The 18,134-nt window shown below is 64.7% G+C and carries 14 protein-coding genes; 6 read left to right on the top strand and 8 right to left on the bottom strand.

Annotated features, from left to right (window positions below; genetic code table 11):
• Position 1: 1 nt before the first annotated feature.
• Together ASC78_RS07960 and mutS are read right to left on the bottom strand one after the other, a co-directional pair.
• Entirely contained in the window at positions 2 to 841 is an 840-nt protein-coding gene (locus tag ASC78_RS07960) for a proteasome-type protease (protein ID WP_055798959.1), read from the bottom strand.
• Positions 842 to 869: 28 nt separating this feature from the next.
• Positions 870 to 3,467, bottom strand: a complete 2,598-nt coding sequence (mutS, locus tag ASC78_RS07955; protein ID WP_443082709.1) for a DNA mismatch repair protein MutS — start codon at positions 3,465 to 3,467, stop codon at positions 870 to 872.
• Between the two features lie 191 nt (positions 3,468 to 3,658).
• On the opposite strand from mutS, the gene ASC78_RS07950 reads away from it, so the two are divergent.
• Together ASC78_RS07950 and corA are read left to right on the top strand one after the other, a co-directional pair.
• Positions 3,659 to 4,285 (top strand): hypothetical protein, encoded by a 627-nt coding sequence (locus ASC78_RS07950; RefSeq protein WP_055799113.1) that lies wholly within the window; start codon positions 3,659 to 3,661, stop codon positions 4,283 to 4,285.
• 33 nt (positions 4,286 to 4,318) lie between these two features.
• Positions 4,319 to 5,296 carry a magnesium/cobalt transporter CorA gene (gene corA, locus ASC78_RS07945; RefSeq protein ID WP_055798953.1) on the top strand — a complete coding sequence of 326 codons (978 nt, stop codon included), beginning with the start codon at positions 4,319 to 4,321 and terminating at the stop codon, positions 5,294 to 5,296.
• 131 nt (positions 5,297 to 5,427) lie between these two features.
• On the opposite strand, the gene ASC78_RS07940 is transcribed toward corA, so the two are convergent.
• The 5 genes from ASC78_RS07940 to ASC78_RS07920 form a co-directional block, all read right to left on the bottom strand.
• Positions 5,428 to 6,270 (bottom strand): siderophore-interacting protein, encoded by an 843-nt coding sequence (locus ASC78_RS07940; RefSeq protein WP_055798950.1) that lies wholly within the window; start codon positions 6,268 to 6,270, stop codon positions 5,428 to 5,430.
• A gap of 15 nt (positions 6,271 to 6,285) precedes the next feature.
• Complete coding sequence (locus tag ASC78_RS07935) at positions 6,286 to 6,903, bottom strand: PadR family transcriptional regulator (protein WP_055798947.1); 618 nt, start codon at positions 6,901 to 6,903, stop codon at positions 6,286 to 6,288.
• A 102-nt stretch (positions 6,904 to 7,005) separates the two neighbouring features.
• Entirely contained in the window at positions 7,006 to 7,623 is a 618-nt protein-coding gene (locus ASC78_RS07930; RefSeq protein ID WP_055798943.1) for a hypothetical protein, read from the bottom strand.
• A 20-nt stretch (positions 7,624 to 7,643) separates the two neighbouring features.
• Positions 7,644 to 9,035: a cytochrome-c peroxidase gene (locus ASC78_RS07925; protein ID WP_082517472.1), complete on the bottom strand. Its 1,392-nt coding sequence runs from the start codon at positions 9,033 to 9,035 to the stop codon at positions 7,644 to 7,646.
• Positions 9,032 to 11,347, bottom strand: a complete 2,316-nt coding sequence (locus ASC78_RS07920) for a hypothetical protein (protein WP_055798940.1) — start codon at positions 11,345 to 11,347, stop codon at positions 9,032 to 9,034. The genes ASC78_RS07925 and ASC78_RS07920 overlap by 4 nt, the downstream gene beginning before the upstream one ends.
• 378 nt (positions 11,348 to 11,725) lie before the next feature.
• Here ASC78_RS07920 and ASC78_RS07915 point away from each other — a divergent pair, with 378 nt between their 5' ends.
• Both ASC78_RS07915 and ASC78_RS07910 read left to right on the top strand, forming a co-directional pair.
• Entirely contained in the window at positions 11,726 to 15,052 is a 3,327-nt protein-coding gene (locus tag ASC78_RS07915; RefSeq protein WP_055798936.1) for a bifunctional diguanylate cyclase/phosphodiesterase, read from the top strand.
• Between the two features lie 71 nt (positions 15,053 to 15,123).
• Complete coding sequence (locus ASC78_RS07910) at positions 15,124 to 15,945, top strand: glycine-rich domain-containing protein (protein ID WP_235505027.1); 822 nt, start codon at positions 15,124 to 15,126, stop codon at positions 15,943 to 15,945.
• Positions 15,946 to 15,996: 51 nt separating this feature from the next.
• On the opposite strand, the gene ASC78_RS07905 is transcribed toward ASC78_RS07910, so the two are convergent.
• The gene (locus ASC78_RS07905; protein ID WP_055798933.1) at positions 15,997 to 17,013 is read right to left on the bottom strand and encodes a patatin-like phospholipase family protein; all 1,017 of its coding nucleotides are present in this window, start codon (positions 17,011 to 17,013) and stop codon (positions 15,997 to 15,999) included.
• Between the two features lie 339 nt (positions 17,014 to 17,352).
• On the opposite strand from ASC78_RS07905, the gene ASC78_RS27415 reads away from it, so the two are divergent.
• Together ASC78_RS27415 and ASC78_RS07900 are read left to right on the top strand one after the other, a co-directional pair.
• Entirely contained in the window at positions 17,353 to 17,697 is a 345-nt protein-coding gene (locus ASC78_RS27415) for a hypothetical protein (RefSeq protein WP_157634414.1), read from the top strand.
• Positions 17,694 to 18,128 (top strand): hypothetical protein, encoded by a 435-nt coding sequence (locus ASC78_RS07900; protein WP_157634413.1) that lies wholly within the window; start codon positions 17,694 to 17,696, stop codon positions 18,126 to 18,128. Before ASC78_RS27415 ends, ASC78_RS07900 begins: the two co-directional genes overlap by 4 nt.
• The last annotated feature ends 6 nt before the right edge of the window (positions 18,129 to 18,134 follow it).

The following is an 18,134-nucleotide window of genomic DNA, read 5'->3' as shown; positions in this document are numbered from 1 at the left end:
TTCAGATCAGCTTTTCGTCGGGCGTGGAAATTTTCCGCAGCGGGCTGTGGCGGGTTGCCGGCATCTTCAGCGGATGCTCGGTGACGGCGTCGTCCCACACTGGGTCTTCGATGCTGTCGAACACCTCGCGCAGCTTCTGGCCCCAGCTGTTGTGCATCATGCGGTAGTAGGGGTTGTCGGCGTCGATGCAGATCACGCGGTCGGTCTCGAACTTGTTGGCCTCGTACACCACCAGGTCGAGCGGCAGGCCGACCGAAAGGTTCGACTTCATGGTCGAGTCCATCGACACCAGCGCGCACTTGGCGGCTTCGTCGAGTGGGGTTTCGGGCGTGAGCACGCGGTCGAGCACGGGCTTGCCGTATTTCGATTCACCGACCTGGAAATAGGGCGTCTCGGTGGTGGCCTCGATGAAGTTGCCAGCCGCGTAGACCAGGAACAGGCGCATGCCTTCGCCCTTGACCTGCCCGCCGAAGATGAAGGACACGTTGAAGTCGAGGCCCGCATGCTTGAGCGCCTCGGCGTCGCGGTCGTACACGTGGCGCACGGCCGAGCCGAGCACGCGCGCGGCGTCGAACATGCTCTTGGCATTCCAGATGGTGATGGGGGCGCCCTGCGTGCCGTCTTCGCGGGTTTCGCGCAGTTCCTCGATCTGGAGGATTTCGCGCACCGACTGCGAGATGCTCAGGTTGCCCGCCGACAGCAGCACCATGACGCGGTCGCCGGGCTGCTCGTAGACGATCATCTTGCGGAAGGTGCTGATGTGGTCCACGCCCGCGTTGGTGCGCGAGTCGGAAAGAAACACCAGGCCGGCGTTGAGTTTGATGCCTACGCAGTAAGTCATGAGTTCGTCTCGCATGAATCAGGCCCGCTCAGGCGGCACTGCGTTCACGCGTGTTCAGTTTTTGGAGGGCATAGAGCGCGTCGAGGGCTTCGCGCGGGCTCATGGTGTCGGGGTCGAGCGCAGCCAGCGCGGATTCTACGGCGCTGGCCATGGGAGTTTCGGCCGCGGGCGGCGGTGCAAACAGGTCGACCTGTGCACGAGTTTGCGCATGCTGCGATTCAAGTGCCTCCAGCGCCTGCCGCGCATGGTTGACCACCGCGGCGGGCATGCCGGCGAGCCGCGCCACCTGGATGCCGTAGCTCTTGCTGGCCGGGCCTGGCTGCATCTCGTGCAGAAACACGATGTCGCGGCCCGCTTCGGTGGCGCTCACGTGCATGTTCACTGCGCAGTGGTGTGTGGCCGGAAACTCGGTCAGCTCGAAGTAGTGGGTGGCAAAGAGCGTGAAGGCCTTGCTGCGGTCGTGCAGCTGGGCCGCGATGCCGGCGGCCAGCGCCAGCCCGTCGAAGGTGCTGGTGCCGCGGCCGATTTCGTCCATCAGCACCAGCGACTGTGCGGTGGCGCTGTGCAAAATTTGCGCGGCCTCGGTCATCTCGAGCATGAAGGTCGACTGCGCGTTGGCCAGGTCGTCCGCCGCGCCAATGCGTGTGTGTATCGCATCGATCGGCCCGAGCCGGCACGCCGCGGCCGGCACGTGCGAGCCGATGGAAGCCAGCAGCACGATGATCGCAACCTGCCGCATGTAGGTCGACTTACCGCCCATGTTGGGGCCGGTGATGATCTGCATGCGCTGCTGCGGGCCCAGCTGCGTGTCGTTGGCAATGAAGCCGCCCGACGACTTTTCGGCCAGCCGCGCTTCCACCACCGGGTGGCGGCCCTGCTGGATCTCGATGCACGGGTGCGACACAAAGCTCGGCGCGCGCCAGTGCAGCGTGTGCGAGCGCTCGGCCAGCGCGCACAGCGTGTCGAGCGTGGCAATGGCACCGGCCAGTTGCGTGAGCGCCGGCACCGAAGGTTGCAGCGCATCGAGCAGCTGTTCGTAAAGCCATTTCTCGCGCGCCAGTGCGCGGTCTTGCGCGCTCAGTGCCTTGTCTTCGAAAGTCTTGAGCTCGGGCGTGATGAAGCGCTCGGCATTCTTCAGCGTCTGGCGGCGGCGGTAGTTGTCGGGCACCTTCGAGAGCGCGCTTTGCGTCACCTCGATGTAGAAGCCATGCACGCGGTTGAACTGCACCCGCAGGTTGCTGATGCCGGTGCGTTCGCGTTCGCTGATTTCGAGCTTCAGCAGAAAGTCGTCGCAGTTCTCGCTGATGGCGCGCAGCTCGTCGAGCTCGGCATCGTGGCCGGTGGCGATCACCCCGCCATCGCGCACCAGCGCCGACGGGTCGGGCTTGATGGCGCTCACCAGCAAGTCGGCGCAGCCCGGAGGCGGCGCGAGGCGTTCGGCAATCCGGTCGAGCAGCGCGGCCGACGGGGGCAGAAGCGGCGCCAGTTGCTCCGCCTTCGCGAGTGCGAGCCGCAGTGCCAGCAGTTCGCGTGGACGCACTTGCCTCAATGCAATGCGCGCCGCAATGCGCTCCACGTCGCTCGTGTTCTTGAGCTGCTCGCGCAGCGAGCGCCAGGGCGCGGCCGTGCCGCCCAGCACCGTGGACTGCAGCGCGCCGATGGCTTCGAGCCGCGCCTGCGCCTCGCTGCGGTCGCGCCGGGGCGACAGCAGCCATCGCTTCAAGAGGCGGCTGCCCATGCCCGTCATGCAGGTGTCCAGCAGCGAGAACATCGTGGGCGAGTCTTCGCCGCGCAGCGTCTGCACCAGCTCCAGATTGCGCCGCGTGGTCGGCGGCAGCTCGATCAGGTCGCCGTCGCGCTCCACCGAAAGTCGCTGCACGTGCGAGAGGGCGCGACCCTGCGTGTGCTCGGCGTAGCCCAGCAGCGCGGCCGCCGCGGCATGCGCGTTGGAAAGCGTTTCGGCGTTCCAGGCGGCAAGGCTGTTGCTGCCCATCTGCTCGCTGAGCTTGCGTTCCCCCAGCCCGCCGTCGAACTGCCAAGCCGGTCGGATCGAGAGGGTGAAGGGCGTGGCCGCGCGCGCGGCCTTCAGGCGCTGCTCGAAGGCGGGTGTGACTTCAGCGCTGTAGAGCAGCTCGCTCGGCGCGATGCGCGCGATCCAGGATTCGAGCGCGTCGGCCGGGCATTCGGCCAGCCGCAGCTCGGCGCCGGTGACGTTGAGCCAGGCCAGCCCGCAGAAGTTGCGCGTGCCCGCGTGCACCGCGAGCAGCAGCGATTCGCTCTTGTCGTTGAGCAGTTCCGAGTCGGTCAGCGTGCCGGGCGTGACCACCCGCACCACCTTGCGCTCCACCGGCCCCTTGCTGGCGCCGACCTCGCCCACCTGCTCGCAGATGGCGACCGATTCGCCGAGCTTGATGAGCCGCGCAAGGTAGGTGTCGACCGCGTGAAAGGGCACGCCGCACATCACCACCGGCTGTCCGGCCGACTGGCCGCGCTGGGTGAGCGTGATGTCGAGCAGGCGCGCGGCCTTTTCGGCGTCGGCCCAGAACAGCTCGTAGAAGTCGCCCATCCGGTAGAACAGCAGGGTGTCCGGATGGTTCGCCTTGAGGCCCAGATACTGCGCCATCATGGGCGTATGCCCGGAGAAGTCGCTGGTCGAGGGGGAGGGTTGCGCAGTCGTCGTTTTCACTCGGACGATTATCGGGGACGCCGGATGGCTCAGCCGATGGCCGACCTGGCCGGCTTGCCGATGCGAATCAGCGTCCACCCCGCCGTTCTAAAATCTGCCAGCGCGAACCCCGCGTGAAGAACAAGGCGCCCATGGTCCACCCGGATGAATTCAAAGGCCCTGACGCAGACGCGCTGCCCGACACCGCCACCCTGCCCGCAGAACTCGCCGCGCTGTATCTCTGCATGTCGCCGGCCCAGCTTGCCGACCTGCGCAAGTCGAGACGGCCCGATGGCCGAGCTGGCAACGGTCCGCCCATCATCAAGCCTGCCGAAAGCAGCGCAAAGGGATCGAAAGAGCCGGTGCTCTACGAACTCGGCACCTTGCGCGACTTTGCGAAGTCGCACACCGCCCCCACCGCGTTCGACACCGCGTTGAACTCCGGGATGCTGGGCTGGGTAACCGCCAAGCTGCCTTTCTTTGCCGAGCTCGAACCGCGCGTCAAGCGTGGCCGGCGCGTGCTCATCGGCGGCGCGTGGGACCGGGCCGACCCATTGCGCGAGAAACGCTTCGTGGAGCTGGCGAAGGGCCGCATCCGCTTCACATCATTGACATGCGCCGAAGCCGCTGCGAGCCTGTGGGCCGACGTTGCAAGCCACACAGCGTTCGCCGAAAAGGGGCTCGCCCTGCTCAGGAGCGAGACGGAGGCCATCGAGGCTTCGCTGGCAGCCACCGGCCTCCTGGCCGCGGCTGCGAACCAGGATGCGGTGAGGACCTGATTCCACATTCAGTTTGACGATGGACGAGTACCGATGCTGATCAACTGCGTTGCCTATGAAAACGGCGCCAAGCTCGCCGATATTCCTGTGGAGGACATCAGCGAGTACATCACCCGGCCGGGCTGCTTTGTCTGGGTTGCGCTGAGCGACGCCTCGCCGCAAGAGCTGGCCCAGATGCAGGAGGAGTTCAACCTGCATCCGCTGGCAGTGGAAGACGCCCACCATGGCCATCAGCGGCCCAAGGTGGAAGAGTACGGCGACTCGCTCTTCGTGGTGATGCACATGGTCGAACCTGCGCCGGAGGGCGAACATTCGGTGAACGTGGGCGAGGTCGACGTGTTCGTGGGCAAGAATTACGTGCTCTCGGTGCGCAACCGCAGCAAGCAGGGCTTTCTAGGCGTGCGCGAGCGGTGCGAGCGCGAGCCGGAGCTGCTGCGCAACGGCGCGGGCTTTGTGCTCTACGCATTGATGGACGCGGTGGTCGACCGCTACTTTCCGGTGATCGATGCGCTCGAGGTGGAGCTCGAATCCATCGAGCAGCAGATCTTCACGCAAGGCGGCGCAGCGCGCGACAAGATCAAGCAGCTGTACGACCTGAAGCGGCGCAGCCTCATCATCAAGCGCGCGGTGGCGCCGCTGACAGAGGCGGCCGGCAAGCTGCACGGTGGCCGGGTGCCGCAGATCTGCGTCACGTCGCAGGAGTATTTCCGCGACGTGGCCGACCACCTGGTGCGCATCAACGGTTCCATCGACGCCATGCGCGACACCATTGGCACCGCCATTTCGGTGAACCTTTCGATGGTGACCATCGAAGAGAGCGAAGTGACCAAGCGGCTTGCCGCCTGGGCCAGCATCTTTGCGGTGTGTACCGCGTTCGCCGGCATCTGGGGCATGAACTTCGAGCACATGCCCGAGCTGAAATTGCGCTATGGCTATGCGGCGGCGCTGGCGTTGATGGGCGGCACCTGCAGCTACCTTTACTACCGGTTCAGGCGGGCCGGCTGGATCTGAGTTTCTTTCTCCCTCCCCCTTTGGGGGAGGGCAGGGGTGGGGGCAAGCGGCGTATCAAGTGATAGCGGCTTTTTCGTAGGCCGCCTGCCCCCATCCCAACCTTCCCCCAGAGGGGGAAGGAGCAATTCGGGTTACTCGTCGTGCGTGTCGTGCGTCGCCACTGCGCCGCGCCGCCAATAGCCTGACGCGCGAACCCACTTCGGGTTGGCGCCGCGCTCGCCCACCAGATGCGCACGCAACGCCTTCGCAATCGCCGATTCGCATCCCACCCACGCATGGAAGTCGCCGGCCGGCAGCTTCGTCGCCTTGAGCGTGTCGAGCAGCACGGGGCTCAGGCCCGGCTCGGCGCCGCGGCGGTGCACCCATTGCAACGTGAGTTCGGCTTGCGTCTCGAACGGAATCTGGTCGGCTTCGCTGTCGACCTCCGCCAGCACCACCACGCGCGCGCCGGCCGGCAGCTCGGCCAGGCGCCGGGCGATGGCAGGCAGGGCGGTGTCGTCGCCGATCAGCAGGTGCCAGTCGAACTCGGTCGGCACGATGAACGAACCGCGCGGGCCGCCTACGCCCAGTATGTCGCCAGGCTTGGCCTCTTCGGCCCATTGCGTGGCGGGGCCGGCCTCATGCAGTGCGAAGTCGATTTCGAGCGTGTTGGCCGTGGCGTCGTATCGGCGTGGCGTGTAGTCGCGCATGGTCGGTCGGCCGCCCGCGGGCCACACCGGACCGTCTGGGCCCACAGTCGGAAGCGTGAGCTGGCCCGTGGCGGCATCGGGGAAAAAGACCTTCGAGTGGTCGTCGAAGCCCAGGCTCGTGAACCCCGCGAGGTCGTCGCCCGTGAGGGTGATGCGGATCAGGTGCGGCGTGATGCGCTGCGCCGTCTTCACGGTGAGCTGGCGAAAGCGAAGCTCGTGGCGCACGCGGCGCGGCGTGCGGTCAGGCGCGCCGACAGGGGAGGTTGCGGTGGTGAAGTCAGTCATTCAAGAAAATTCTTTCTAGAGTCGTTCCAGTTGCTGGGCGGCGCTGTCGAGCACCGCGGCGAAATCGTGGGCTTGTTGTTCGGTAAGGGGTTTGCCCGAGAGGCGCATGCGCATCGCGAGCTTCAGGTTCTCGATGGCGCGCGTGACCTGTGGCGGGCGCCCGCCGCGCGGGCCGGCGCCGTCGACGCCGCCGTTCATGCGGGCCATCATGGCGTCGGCCGTGTCGCGGTTGGCGGCCAGAAACTCCTGGCCGCTGGCGGTGATGCTGTAGCGCTTGCGGCCGCCGGTGTCGGCCGTTTCAACGCTCAGGTAGCCCATCTCTTCGAGCAGCGTGAGCGTGGGGTAGACCACGCCGGGGCTCGGCGCGTAGCTCCCGCCCAGGCGATCTTCGATGGCCTTGATGAGCTCGTAGCCGTGCGCCGGCTTCTCGGCGATGAGCTGCAGCAGCACGAAGCGCAGGCCGCCATGGCCGAAGACCCGCGCGCCGCCGCGTCCGCCGCGGCCTCCGTGCATGCGCTGCTCTTCACCTCCGCCGTGGCGAGGGCCGCAGCCGCCGGAGGCGCTGTCTTCGTGTTCGCCACGGGGAGCGTGGCAGTGGTGATGCTTGTGATGGCCGAAGTGGAAATGTCGCATGGCGGGTGTCCTTCTCGAAGCGTATCTGAACTATTTTAGATATATCTAAATAAAAGTCAAACCAATACACGTCGGACGCCCGCACCTGTCAGGAACCTCGGCTCAGACGCCCTCCGGAACCCAGCCGGTTTGCGTGCGCTTGAAGTTCTGCTTCAGCTGCATCGTGCCGGCCCCGCGCACCACGCGGTCCATCATCGGAAAAGCCTTCTGCACATCGGCATCGCCGGTCCACGGCGCGGCGTCGATCTTGTAGGTGTAGGTGACGACGACGGCGGATGCGTCTTTCTCGTCTTTGCGTGCTTCCCAGCTCACAACCTTGTCGAGCGTCAGGTGGGCGGCGCAGAAGTCGCCCTGGGTTTCGCGCGTGTGGAAGTATTTTTTTCCTTCTTCGGTCAGCGTATAGCGCGTGACGGCGATCTCGGCGGGCTGTTCGCTTTCCTTGGTGTCTTGCACCTTGGCCGCGGATGCGCTCACCAGCCCGACGTGCTCGAGCACCGGCATCTGCACCGCGTTGCGCGAGCGCGTGCCCGCTTCCCGCTGCGGCACGTCGATGGGCCACTGCGTCTTGCCCAGGCACAGGTCGCCCTTTGTCGCCAGGTAGGCGTTCATCGCGGCCGTCAGGTTCTGCAAATTGGCTTCGGGCTGCTGCGGGCCGCAACCGGCGAGGAGGGCGGCCAGTGCAACCGCGCCCAGCACCGTGGAGATTTTTTCGTTGTTCATGGAAAGAGAAAGGAAGGAAATCAATTGACGCATGCACCCGGCTTCGTGGGGGTCGCGGGCTTCGTGTCCGCATCGCTCAAGGTGTTCAGGAAGCAGATCAGGTCGGCAATGTCCTGTTCGGACATGGGAGGCACCGAGCCCGCGGCGCGGCCGTCCATCGGCAGCTGGGTATCGATGTTCGGCGCGTAGGCCGCTGGCAGGTCGTCGTATTTCTGGACCTTGCCGCCCGTGTACTGCGTGGTGACGAGGCCGTAGCCCGGAAAGCCGGGGTCGTTCTTCGCCTTGGGCGTGCCGCCCACGGTGGGGTACCAGAGTTCGGGCTGCGTGTCGCGCGTGTTGTAGAAGCGGATGACCTGTTCCAGCGAATGCATCACGCCGTTGTGGAAGAAGGCCGTGCGCGTGGCCACGTTGCGCAGGGTCGGCGCCTTGAACATGCCGCAGAAGCTGTTCGCGGCATTGGGCGCGGCCGGCGCATGGTCGGTGCGCAGCGGACCGCACACGCCCATGTCGAAGTACTGCACGTTGTTGTTGGCGGGAATGCCGGCGTTGCGCGGCACGCCGATCGCTTCGTAGGAGAAGTCGGTGAACAGCGCCGAACTGCCGTTGAGGCCCGCGCCCTGGTAGTGGCACGACGCGCAGTTGCCCGTGGCCGGATTGGCAAACACCTTGAGGCCGCGCGTTTCCGCCGGCGTGAGCGTGCCGCCGATCTTGTTGCCCGCATACAGGTCGAACTTGCTGCTGTACGGATGAAAGCTCTTGTCCTCGAGTTGATAGGCCTGCAGGGCCAGCAAGGCATTGGCGAATGCGGCGTCGCTGTCGTCGAACACCTTCGCACCGAAGGCCTTGGCGATGAGCGGTGCGTAGTCGGCGGCCTGCAGCTTCTTCACCACTTCGGCGCTGCTGGCGTTGGCCATCTCGAGCGGGTCGAGCAGCGGAATGCGGGCCTGCGCGGCCAGCGTGTCGGCGCGGCCGTCGGCGGTGAAGCCGCCGCCGGGGCCCGGCACGCTGATGCCGTCCGGGTTGTCCAGCAGGTCGGCGTAGGGCGGGGTGACGTCCTTGTAGCGCAGCGAAGGCACGGCACGCAGGCCGGCCAGGTCCATGTGCACGCCGCCGAGCTGCACAGACAGGTCGTTGGCGGGCGCGTGCGCATGCGCCGGGTCGTGGCAGCTGGCACAAGACATGGCGCCGGAGCCCGAGAGCTTCTTGTCGAAGAACATCTTCTGGCCCACCTGCGCCGCAAGGCTCAGCGTGCTGGGCGGCGCGGGCGCCGCTGTCGGCGATGCGGGTGCGGATGCGCCCGCCGTGGCGCCCGTAGCCGTGCCCGGCAACGCCACGGCAGGGCCACTGCCGCTGCCGCCGCATGCAACGACGAGCATCGCGCCTGCGATGCCCGCCGCACCGAGCGCCCTCATTGCTTCAGCGACCAGACATTCAGCTGATTGGCATCCGGGCCGACCTGCGCCGTGGTCGAGACGTCGCCCGACTGCTTCTGCGTGTAGCTCGCCGGAATCACGAAGGCGTGGTTGATCGGCCGCACGCTGTCGAAGTGGGTGTCCGCGCTGCCTGCGTATTCCGGCAGGTTCATGATGTTCTCGGCGATGAAGGCCTCGGTGTACTTCGAGCGGTTCATGTACGTGCCGTCGACCACCGGATCGGCCAGCTGGAACATGTCCTGCAGCGTGCGAACGAACGAGAAGTGGCTGTAGGCGTCGCTGTCGGACACGCCCTTGGGTGCGTTGGTCTGGTTGGTCAGAATGCCGAAGATGCTCTCGCCGTGGCCGCGGTTGCCCTTGGTGTAGTTGTTGATGGTCGCGTCCACCGACCAGGTGCCGTCCGCGTTCTGCTTGACCGGATTGGCGACCGTGCTGTTCGACACGTTCCAGCCGCAGCAGGAATTGAAGCCGCTGGTGGCGCTGCCTTCGTCGAACATCAGCACGATGGCCACCCGCTTCTGCGGGTTCTGCCACAGCGGTGAAGCCTGGATGCGCTTCACCGTGAAATCGACGTAGTTGTCGCCGCGCGTGATGATCGGCGAGACGGCGGTGGCCGACACGTTGTTCGCCACGCTGCCGCAGTCGCTCGCGGTGCCGACGCCGCCGGTGCCCTTCACGCTGATGCCGTGCATGTCGTCGCACTGGTCGGGCACCAGGAAGTTCAGGTTGCCGACGTTGCCACTGGCCAGGTCGGCGCCGAGTTGGTCGTAGTCGTAGTTGGCGGGAATGGCGTAGTCGGTGCTGTTCTTCAGCGTCGCGTCCCACTGGCCGCCGCCCATGGTGCGGTTGCTGTACTTCCATTCGGGCGCGCTGCGCACGTTCTGGTAAGCCATGCCGGGGTGGTGCTTGGTCTTGTACAGGCCTGCGGGCAGCGGCAGCGTGAGCGTAGCGTCGCCAATGGCCGCGGTGTTGCCGCCCAGCGTGCCCGGCGCATAGACGTTGTCCTTGGCGGTGACGGCCGCATCGGCCACGCTGTCGGTGCGGAAGTCCTGGCCCGGATTCATCGACTCGCTGTACGTGCGCCAAGTCAGGCCGGCGCTCGTCATCGCATTGAACAGGTTGGGCTTGCCGACGATGTTGTGGTTCACCGCGGCGGCCTGCGTGCAGGTGGCTGCGAATGGTGACTTGGACAGGCCGGGCTGCGTGTTGTCCGGCACGGGAGTGTCCCGCACGGCATTGGTGCCGGTCGCGTCGCAATTCCACTGGCTGTCGTCGGTAATGCCCCAGTCGTCCGCGCCACCCAGCGCCGTGTAGTTGGGCTCGCTCGGGTTGCCGGTGGCGTAGTAGCTCACCAGTTGGTTGCCGGCCTTCAGGTAGCCGTTGATCTTGGGCGCGTAGGCCGAGTTCAGGATCGACATCGTGGCCTTGTTCTCCAGCATCACGATGAAGATGTTGTCGTAGCGCGGAATGCCCTCCACGTTGAAAGCCGCCTGCTGCGACTGCAGGAAGGTGATGGGCTTGCGGTTGTCCACCACCTTGGCCGTAGCCGTGGTCACGCCGGCCATGCCGGCCAGGCGCGGATCGCCGCCGGGGTTGGCCAGCGCGTCGGGAAACTTGTCGCCGCGGTCGAGCTTGGTGGTGGCGTAGGCGAAGCGGTTGTTCAGCGCATTGGCTTCGTTGAGCAAGGCGGTCTGCACGGTGCCGCTGGCGGCATTGACGTCGCCGAGCACCGACGCGACGGGCACGCCCAGGCGCGTGGCCAGGTTCTGCTTCTCGACGGCATAGCTCGTGGCGTTGGCTTCGACCAGCCGCGCCACTTCGGACGACAGCGGGCTCACCACCACGGCCGTGCCTTGCTCCTGCACCTGATCGAGCATGACGCGCAGCACTTCGCGCGTGGGCACGTTGGTGTTGGTTGCGGTGTTTCTGGCATTGGTGCCGATGTCGGCAATGAGTGCCGACGCGCCGGAGAGCGACAGGCTGAACTTGCCGCTGCCGTCCGTGACCGCCGCAGGCTCGCCGGTGTCGCAGCGGCCGTTGCCGTTGGCGTCCACGCAGACGGTGGCGCCGGCGTAGTAGCCGGCGCCGATCACCGGGTCGGAGCTGCTGCCGGGCTTGAAGGCGCTGGCCGTGAGCACACCGCTGAAGGTGGTGTTGCCGGGGCCGGCGGGTTGGCTCGCGCCGGGCTGGTTTGCGGGCGGCAGAAACGCGAACTGGCCTGTGCCGTTGTCGCCACCTCCGCACGCGGCCAGCAACGACGCTGCGAGCACGGTCAGGGTGGGGTACAGCAAGCTGGATCTGACGTTTGGAGTGGCTTCTCTAATCAATTCGTTCTTTCGGCGTGGAGGGGCATGACGCAGCGCCGCGCAGGGTGCGTCGGCACTGGGGGGCCGCGAACGAATCTAGGTTTGCCCTGTGTCAGTCAAAAGGCAAAAGGCTTAGGGGCGAATTAGGGAGGCGCAATGCTCGACCAAGCGCAAAAACGCGAACTGCTCAGGTTCGGTCAAGCCGTCCCCGCCATGACCCGACTGTGGGTAGGACAAATCGCGTGACGTTTCGGTAACCTTTGTATATATTGCGACAAAACGATACAAAATACTGCGTTCTCTGCGTGCTGCACTGCCGCATACAGAGCCAACCGGTCTGTGCAACGACGGGAGTCGAATCCAATGTCATTGTCCGTCTGGGTCAGGATTCGCTTGCCGCTGGTGATTTTCGTTGCCGGCGCGGCGCTCTCGATCGCCCTCGGCGTCTCCGCCCGGCAGGAGATCGGACGCAGTGCCCAGGCACGCTTCGACGCAACCGCCTTCGACCTGGCGCGCAAGGTCGAAGCCCGCTTCGACGACTACATTGCCGTCCTGACCGGCCTGCGTGCACGATTCAACACCTCCGAGGCCGTGACGCGAAGCGATTTCACGGATTACGTCGCGGGGCTGAACCTGGCGAGCGCCTACCCCGGTTTCCAGGCCGTTAACTATGCGCCCCGCATTGCGGCCAATGACAAGCAGGCCTTCGAGCAGCAGGTTCGCGGCGATGCCAGCCTCGACACTGTCGTTGCCTCCAAGTTCGCCATCAAGCCACCCGGTGAGCGGGACACCTACTACCCACTGGTCTACATCGAACCGCGGGCCGGGAACGAAAGGCTGATTGGCAATGACCTGGGCGCGATGCCCGACAGAGGAAACGCACTCGAGCAGGGGCGCGACACCGGTGGGCTCGTCATGTCTGGCCGGAAAGTCCGCATCGCGGGTCGCGAATCCGACGTCGGATTGGCGATGCGGCTGCCGGTTTATCGCCCAAAACAACCGCTCGACACGCTCGAGCAGCGGCGCAATGCCTACATAGGTTCGGTTGGCGCGGGCTTCAGCGTCGCGGGAATGCTGAGCGACGTGGTGGGTGCCACTGCCGCGAGGACGTTCCGGTTGCGCTTGATCGATGCCGGGCCGGGCAAGGGGGCGATCGGGACACGCGTGGAGACTCGGTTTGTAGCGACCACTTCGTTCGGCGAGCGGCAATTGATGTTCGACAGCGGAGCCTTGGCGAAGCCCAGTGCTGCCGCGCCGGCGCGCAGCCTCGAACGCATGCTCGGCTTCGAGCTGGGCGGCCACTCCTGGCTCGTGGAGGTCGCCCAAGACGAAAACCAGGCCTTCGGCCCGCTCGACAAGTCCATCCCTTGGTTCATCGTCTTCGGCGGCCTGGCCACCAGCATGCTGCTCGCCGGCATCGTTTTTTCGTTGACCACCTCACGCAGCCGAGCCCAGGTCCTGGCGAACAAGATGACCATCCACCTGCGCACCAGCGAGCGGCAGTTGGAAGAAGCCCAGCACCTGGCAAGCCTGGGTAGCTGGATCCTCGATCCGCAGACCGGAGCCCTGCAATGCTCCGATGAAGCTCGGCGCATCCTGGGCTTTGAACCCGGCCCTTCGCAGCCGGACCTGCCCGCGCTGCTGTCGCGGGTTCCACCTGCGGAACGCGTCGCGGTTGAAGAGCACATCGCGCTGGCCTCCCAGTCCATGGAACGCAGCGAATTCGAGCACCGCTTGTGCCTGCCCGATGGCACCGAACGCTGGCTCCACGTCATCGCGCAGTCGGCCGTGGAAGACGGAAAGACACTGGTGCGCGGCACCGTGCGCGACGCGACGCGGCCGCGCAAGGATGCCTTGCGCCAGAAGCTCGAATACAAGATCGCTCGGCTGCTTGCCGGCGATGGCCGGGCCGAAACGGTCATCACGCTCGCATTGGAAGCCGTATGCACCGACTTGCGCTGGGACTGCGGCGCGTTGTGGAGCGTCGGCGAGGACGGTTTAGTTCGCTGCACCGCCGCCTGGCATGCCAACGACATCCCTCTGGCAGTGCAGCAGTTCGTCTCTGACAGCCGTTTGCTCGAGTACCAGGCTGATGAAGGCTCGCTGGGCCGCGCCTGGAAAACAGGCGGCATCGTCCAGATTGACGCGCAGGCGGCCCCGAAGAATTTTGCGCGCGATGTGAGCGCCAGGCAGGCCGGACTGACCGTTGGTGTCGTCGTGCCGATGATCATTACCGGATCGACCACGGCGCTGGAACTCTTTGGCTCCAATCCGTACGCAGTCGAGGCCGAGACGATGGAGTCGCTGCGAGTGATCGCCTTGCAGATCGCCCAGTACAAGCAACGCAAGCTGGCCGAGAGAAGTCTCCGCTTCATGGCCAGTCACGACGAACTCACCGGGTTGTTCAACCGCGCCGCGCTGCAACACGAGCTGGTTCGCGCCATCAAGCGCAGCAACCGCCACCAGAAGCAGTTCGCGGTGATATTCGTCGACCTGGATCGCTTCAAGCACATCAACGACACGCTGGGCCACGGCGTGGGCGACGAGATGATCAAGATCTGCGGCGAGCGCCTCACGGCGCTGCTGCGCGAGGCCGACGTCGTGGCGCGTTTCGGTGGCGATGAGTTCGTGCTGCTCCTGGAGAACCTGTCCAGCGCGAACGATGCCGCGGTGCTCGCCGAAAGAGTGCTCGCATGTTGCGCCGAGCCTTTCATGATTGCGGGGCGCGAGCTGCACGTTACCGCCAGCGTTGGCGTGAGCGTCTACCCGGACAACGGCGGCGACGCCGAAGCGCTCTTGAAGAACGCCGACACCGCGATGTACCGGGCCAAGGAAAGAGGCCGCAATACCTTCAGGTTCTACGCGGCAAAAATGAACGCGCAGAGTACCGAACAGCTCATGCTGGAAAGCGCGCTGCGCCATGCCCTGGAACGTGGCGAGCTGGAAATGCACTACCAGCCGAAGATGAATCTGCAGACCCAGCGCATCGTTGGCGTCGAGGCGCTGATGCGGTGGCACCATCCCATCCTGGGCATGATTCCGCCGGTGCAGTTCATCCCAATTGCCGAAGAGATCGGCTTGATCGTGTCCCTCGGCAAGTGGGCGCTGGAGAAGGCCTGCGCCGATTCGCGTTCATGGCAGGAATTCGGTTTGCCGGAGGTGTTGATGAGCGTCAACCTGTCGCCGCGCCAATTCGAAAGCCGCACGCTCATTACCGACATACGGTCCGTGCTGGAAACCTCGGGCCTGGAGCCGTCGCTGCTGGAGTTGGAAATTACCGAGGGCGCGGTGATGGCCAACCCTGAGCGCGCGGCTCAATTGCTCCGGACGATTCGAGACATGGGCGTCGGACTTGCCATAGACGATTTTGGAACGGGCTATTCCTCGCTCTCCTACTTGAAGCACTTTCCGCTGTCGACGGTCAAGATCGACCGTTCCTTCATCAACGACCTTTCGCAGGACGCTGACGCACGCGCTCTCATCGACGGCATCATCACCCTGGCCCACGGGCTGCGAATGAAGGTGGTGGCCGAAGGCATCGAGACCCAAGCCCAGTTCGACTACCTGCGCAGCCGCGGTTGCGACGAGGCCCAGGGCTACTGGCTCTGCAGGCCCGTGCCTGCCGACGAGGTGCGCAATTTCATGGCGCGTCACCTACACAACCAATTTGCTCCATCGGTCGCGGCCTGACGGCCCAACCCTTGAAGCATCGTCACCGAGCACGTTCGCTCGGACATTGCAGCAACTCCACAGGAGCATTCATGATTCATTCGACCCAAAGCAGAACACTCGACCAGACCATCGCCGCCATCGAGGCGCTCGACCTCACGCCCATCAAATTCAAGGCCTGCCGCAAAGAAGACGGATACGGCTGGTCCCCAAGCTACGCGAACCAGATGGAAGTGGCCTACAAGCGCTACCTGATCCTGCACGCCAAGCACCCCGACCTGACGCTCGCTCCCGAGCAGGACGTCGACCGCTTCTGGCACATGCACATTCTGGACACGAGAAAGTACGCCGCTGATTGCGAAACTACCTTCGGTTATTTCTTGCACCACTTTCCGTACCTTGGCCTGCGCGGCGAAGACGATGCGAAGGCGCTGCAAGCGGCCTTCGAGGAGATGCAGCGGCTGACGGCTGAGGAGTTTGGCGAGGCTACGCCTGCAACGCCTCAACGTGGAGTTGGCAAGGATGCGGCCGCTTGGTGTTCGCTTGAAGCGGGCAAACCTGCGGCGGCTTGGTGCTCGTTGGAGGCCGGTAAACCGGCGGCTGCGTGGTGTTCGCTGGAGGCGGGCAAAACGGCGGCTGCATGGTGTTCGCTCGAGGTAGATAAACCTGCAGCCGCATGGTGCTCGCTTGAGGCTGGCAAACCAAAGGCTGCCTGGTGCTCGCTTGAAGCGGGAAAACCAGCAGCTGCATGGTGTTCGCTGGAGGCTGGCAAACCAACAGCTGCTTGGTGCTCGCTTGAGGCAGATAAGCCATCAGCCGCATGGTGTTCGCTGGAGGCGGGTGCTCCGGCGGGCATTGCCTCCGCAGGGCCCTCGCCGAAGGCCGGTGCATCGGCAGGTTCCATGTCGGTGTGAGTGGATGGAGGTTGGCGGGGGATGAGTGGCTGGCCTGAGACGCCTGCTCGCTCACCTCCAGTTCTGCTGCACCCAGCTACGCACCGCCGCCCACTCGGACGAGGTCTCCATGTAGTTCTGCGTCGCGCTCACCAATTCGCCTACGTTCTTGTAGTCGTCCAGGCCGAACGGCTGGCTCAGCGGCACATTGCCGCGCATGTAGTTGCTGCCGAGCAGTTGCTGCGCCTGGATCGCCGCCAACTCGGCGGTGGCATCCATGGTGAGATTGAGCAGTGCCGTGGCCGGCACCGCGCCATCGCTGAACGGCCACAGCCAATGGGTGACGCCCCAGTCCAGCGGATTGGACACAGAACCCGGCGGCACGCCCACCGGATTGGCGCCGGTCCCCAGCGACAACATCACGATGTCCGACGTGGAGGTGGCGTAGCCCTGGTAGATGGCTTCTACGAGCGCAGTCATCGAGGGGTTGTTGGCGAAGGTGCCGCCGTCGGCGAAGTAGCCGAAGTCTCCCACCTGGTACGGCGGGAAGTACGTCGGCGCAGCCGAGGTGGCCAGCGCGGCGTCCACCATGCTGATGCCACGGTAGGTATTGTTCGGACCGTTGGAGATGGTGCACGGCGCCCAACTGTTGTCGCTCGCATCCCATAGCCGCGCGGAGTTGACGGCCACGAAGCGGCTCGCCGACGACATCGCGCCTGCGCCCACCAGTTTCTGGGCGACTGCCTGCAAGCCAGTGTTGACGTACTGGCATCTGAAGATGCCAGGGCCGCTGCCCAGCAGTTCTTCCGTCGACTGCGCCGGCGCCCGGTCCTGCTGCTTGGCCTGTGCGCTCAGCAACCAGCCGTTGGGTTCGAAGATCGTGGCCCCTTCGTTTTGGTAGAGATTGACGATGGCGTCGATGCCCACATTGCTCACGAGGCCCAGCGAGATCAGGCCACCAGTGGAAGTGCCGGCGAAACCATCTGCGTTTTGGACGATGCCGAAGCTTCGGTCCAGGTCCTGGATCAGCAGCGCAGTGATGACGCCGCGGATGCCGCCGCCGTCGCAGCAGAGAATCTTGAAAGACATGGCTGTGCTCCTTGCTTGTGTGGATAGATGAAGAAATATGTGCGCTCGTCCCCGACGTGAGGGGAATGCCCATCTCCACCCACGCCGGAAACCGAACCTGAGGACTGTGGCGCCTCTTCATGCGCCAGTCCATTTCACGGCATTACAGAACAGGGTTCTGTCCGATGTGACGAAATTCACGGGAATGCCAAGTTCTAGTAAGTTGAGCATGCGTCGAGAGCGGTAGAAACGCTGCATCAGTTGTCGGCGCTACACGACTATGCAGTGTGAGCGGTCGTTGGGCTTACGCTCGTGTACCACCGTAGTCGGCCAGAGGCGTCCTTGTATGAGGGGGTACAAATGACGATTGAAGAACTATTGAATCTGAAATTCAACGGATGTGATCTCGACCTTCACTGGGGACATGACCACCTCTCTATCATTCCTGTCGAAGTCGAATGCGCGGCTCAGAGGATCTCGGCGTTGTCTTTTGAAGCCGTGCGCGATACGTGGGCTGTGCTTTGGGAGGACCTCGCGCAGCAATGGTCAAATCGCCTTGACCTTCTTCCCAACGATCGATGTCGTGTAAGCGGAATCGACGCAAAATCTGTCTACGACAAGATCAAAGTCAGTTTCGCGTGCGAACACCCTGACGGTTTACTACGCTGGGGATTTACGACAGCTGGCGTGACGCGAGACGTATGAAGTCTTCAGTCGGGCCAGGACCAGTCATTGCCCAGAGCTTTTTACTTGCAGATTCGATGCGAGCTGATATCAGTGAAGGCCTCCGAACCTCGGGACTGTTCGAAGCGGAGGCGGCTGCGGATGCTGCCCTCGTCCCTGGCGGCATCGAAGCGCTTGGCGACTCTGTCATCACGCCCGCGCTCGTGAAGGTCTATGAAACCCGAACGAAGGCCCTAGCGGCACGACCGGACGCGTACTTCCAACGCTTGTCGACGTCCGCCGGCGAGCTTGCTCGCAACCTGGTGGTACACCTTGCAAGTGGTATCGAGTGGTTGAAGGTTCCCGGCGTGCGCGGCACCGCGTTTCTGTGCGTTCGAGTGGCTGAAACTGGCACGTTTCTGGGCTGCATGTTCGTGCGCGAAGCCGAGGGCCCATCATCGGCAGTTGTATAAGTTTGG

It is taken from the genome of Variovorax sp. Root318D1 (assembly GCF_001424835.1).
Lineage (GTDB): Bacteria > Pseudomonadota > Gammaproteobacteria > Burkholderiales > Burkholderiaceae_C > Variovorax.
Note: the sequence above shows the minus strand (reverse complement) of the source record. Positions and strands in the feature narration are given on the sequence as shown.

Excerpts from the sequence above, each read along its gene's own strand:
- ASC78_RS07900 (WP_157634413.1), top strand. The coding sequence starts at position 17,694 with ATGAAGTCTTCAGTCGGGCCAGGACCAGTCATTGCCCAGAGCTTTTTA.
- ASC78_RS07905 (WP_055798933.1), bottom strand. The coding sequence starts at position 17,013 with ATGTCTTTCAAGATTCTCTGCTGCGACGGCGGCGGCATCCGCGGCGTC.
- ASC78_RS07930 (WP_055798943.1), bottom strand. The coding sequence starts at position 7,623 with ATGAACAACGAAAAAATCTCCACGGTGCTGGGCGCGGTTGCACTGGCC.
- mutS (WP_443082709.1), bottom strand. The coding sequence starts at position 3,467 with ATGATGGCGCAGTATCTGGGCCTCAAGGCGAACCATCCGGACACCCTG.
- ASC78_RS07940 (WP_055798950.1), bottom strand. The coding sequence starts at position 6,270 with ATGACTGACTTCACCACCGCAACCTCCCCTGTCGGCGCGCCTGACCGC.
- corA (WP_055798953.1), top strand. The coding sequence starts at position 4,319 with ATGCTGATCAACTGCGTTGCCTATGAAAACGGCGCCAAGCTCGCCGAT.
- ASC78_RS07950 (WP_055799113.1), top strand. The coding sequence starts at position 3,659 with ATGGTCCACCCGGATGAATTCAAAGGCCCTGACGCAGACGCGCTGCCC.
- ASC78_RS07915 (WP_055798936.1), top strand. The coding sequence starts at position 11,726 with ATGTCATTGTCCGTCTGGGTCAGGATTCGCTTGCCGCTGGTGATTTTC.
- ASC78_RS27415 (WP_157634414.1), top strand. The coding sequence starts at position 17,353 with ATGACGATTGAAGAACTATTGAATCTGAAATTCAACGGATGTGATCTC.
- ASC78_RS07935 (WP_055798947.1), bottom strand. The coding sequence starts at position 6,903 with ATGCGACATTTCCACTTCGGCCATCACAAGCATCACCACTGCCACGCT.
- ASC78_RS07925 (WP_082517472.1), bottom strand. The coding sequence starts at position 9,035 with ATGAGGGCGCTCGGTGCGGCGGGCATCGCAGGCGCGATGCTCGTCGTT.
- ASC78_RS07960 (WP_055798959.1), bottom strand. The coding sequence starts at position 841 with ATGACTTACTGCGTAGGCATCAAACTCAACGCCGGCCTGGTGTTTCTT.
- ASC78_RS07910 (WP_235505027.1), top strand. The coding sequence starts at position 15,124 with ATGATTCATTCGACCCAAAGCAGAACACTCGACCAGACCATCGCCGCC.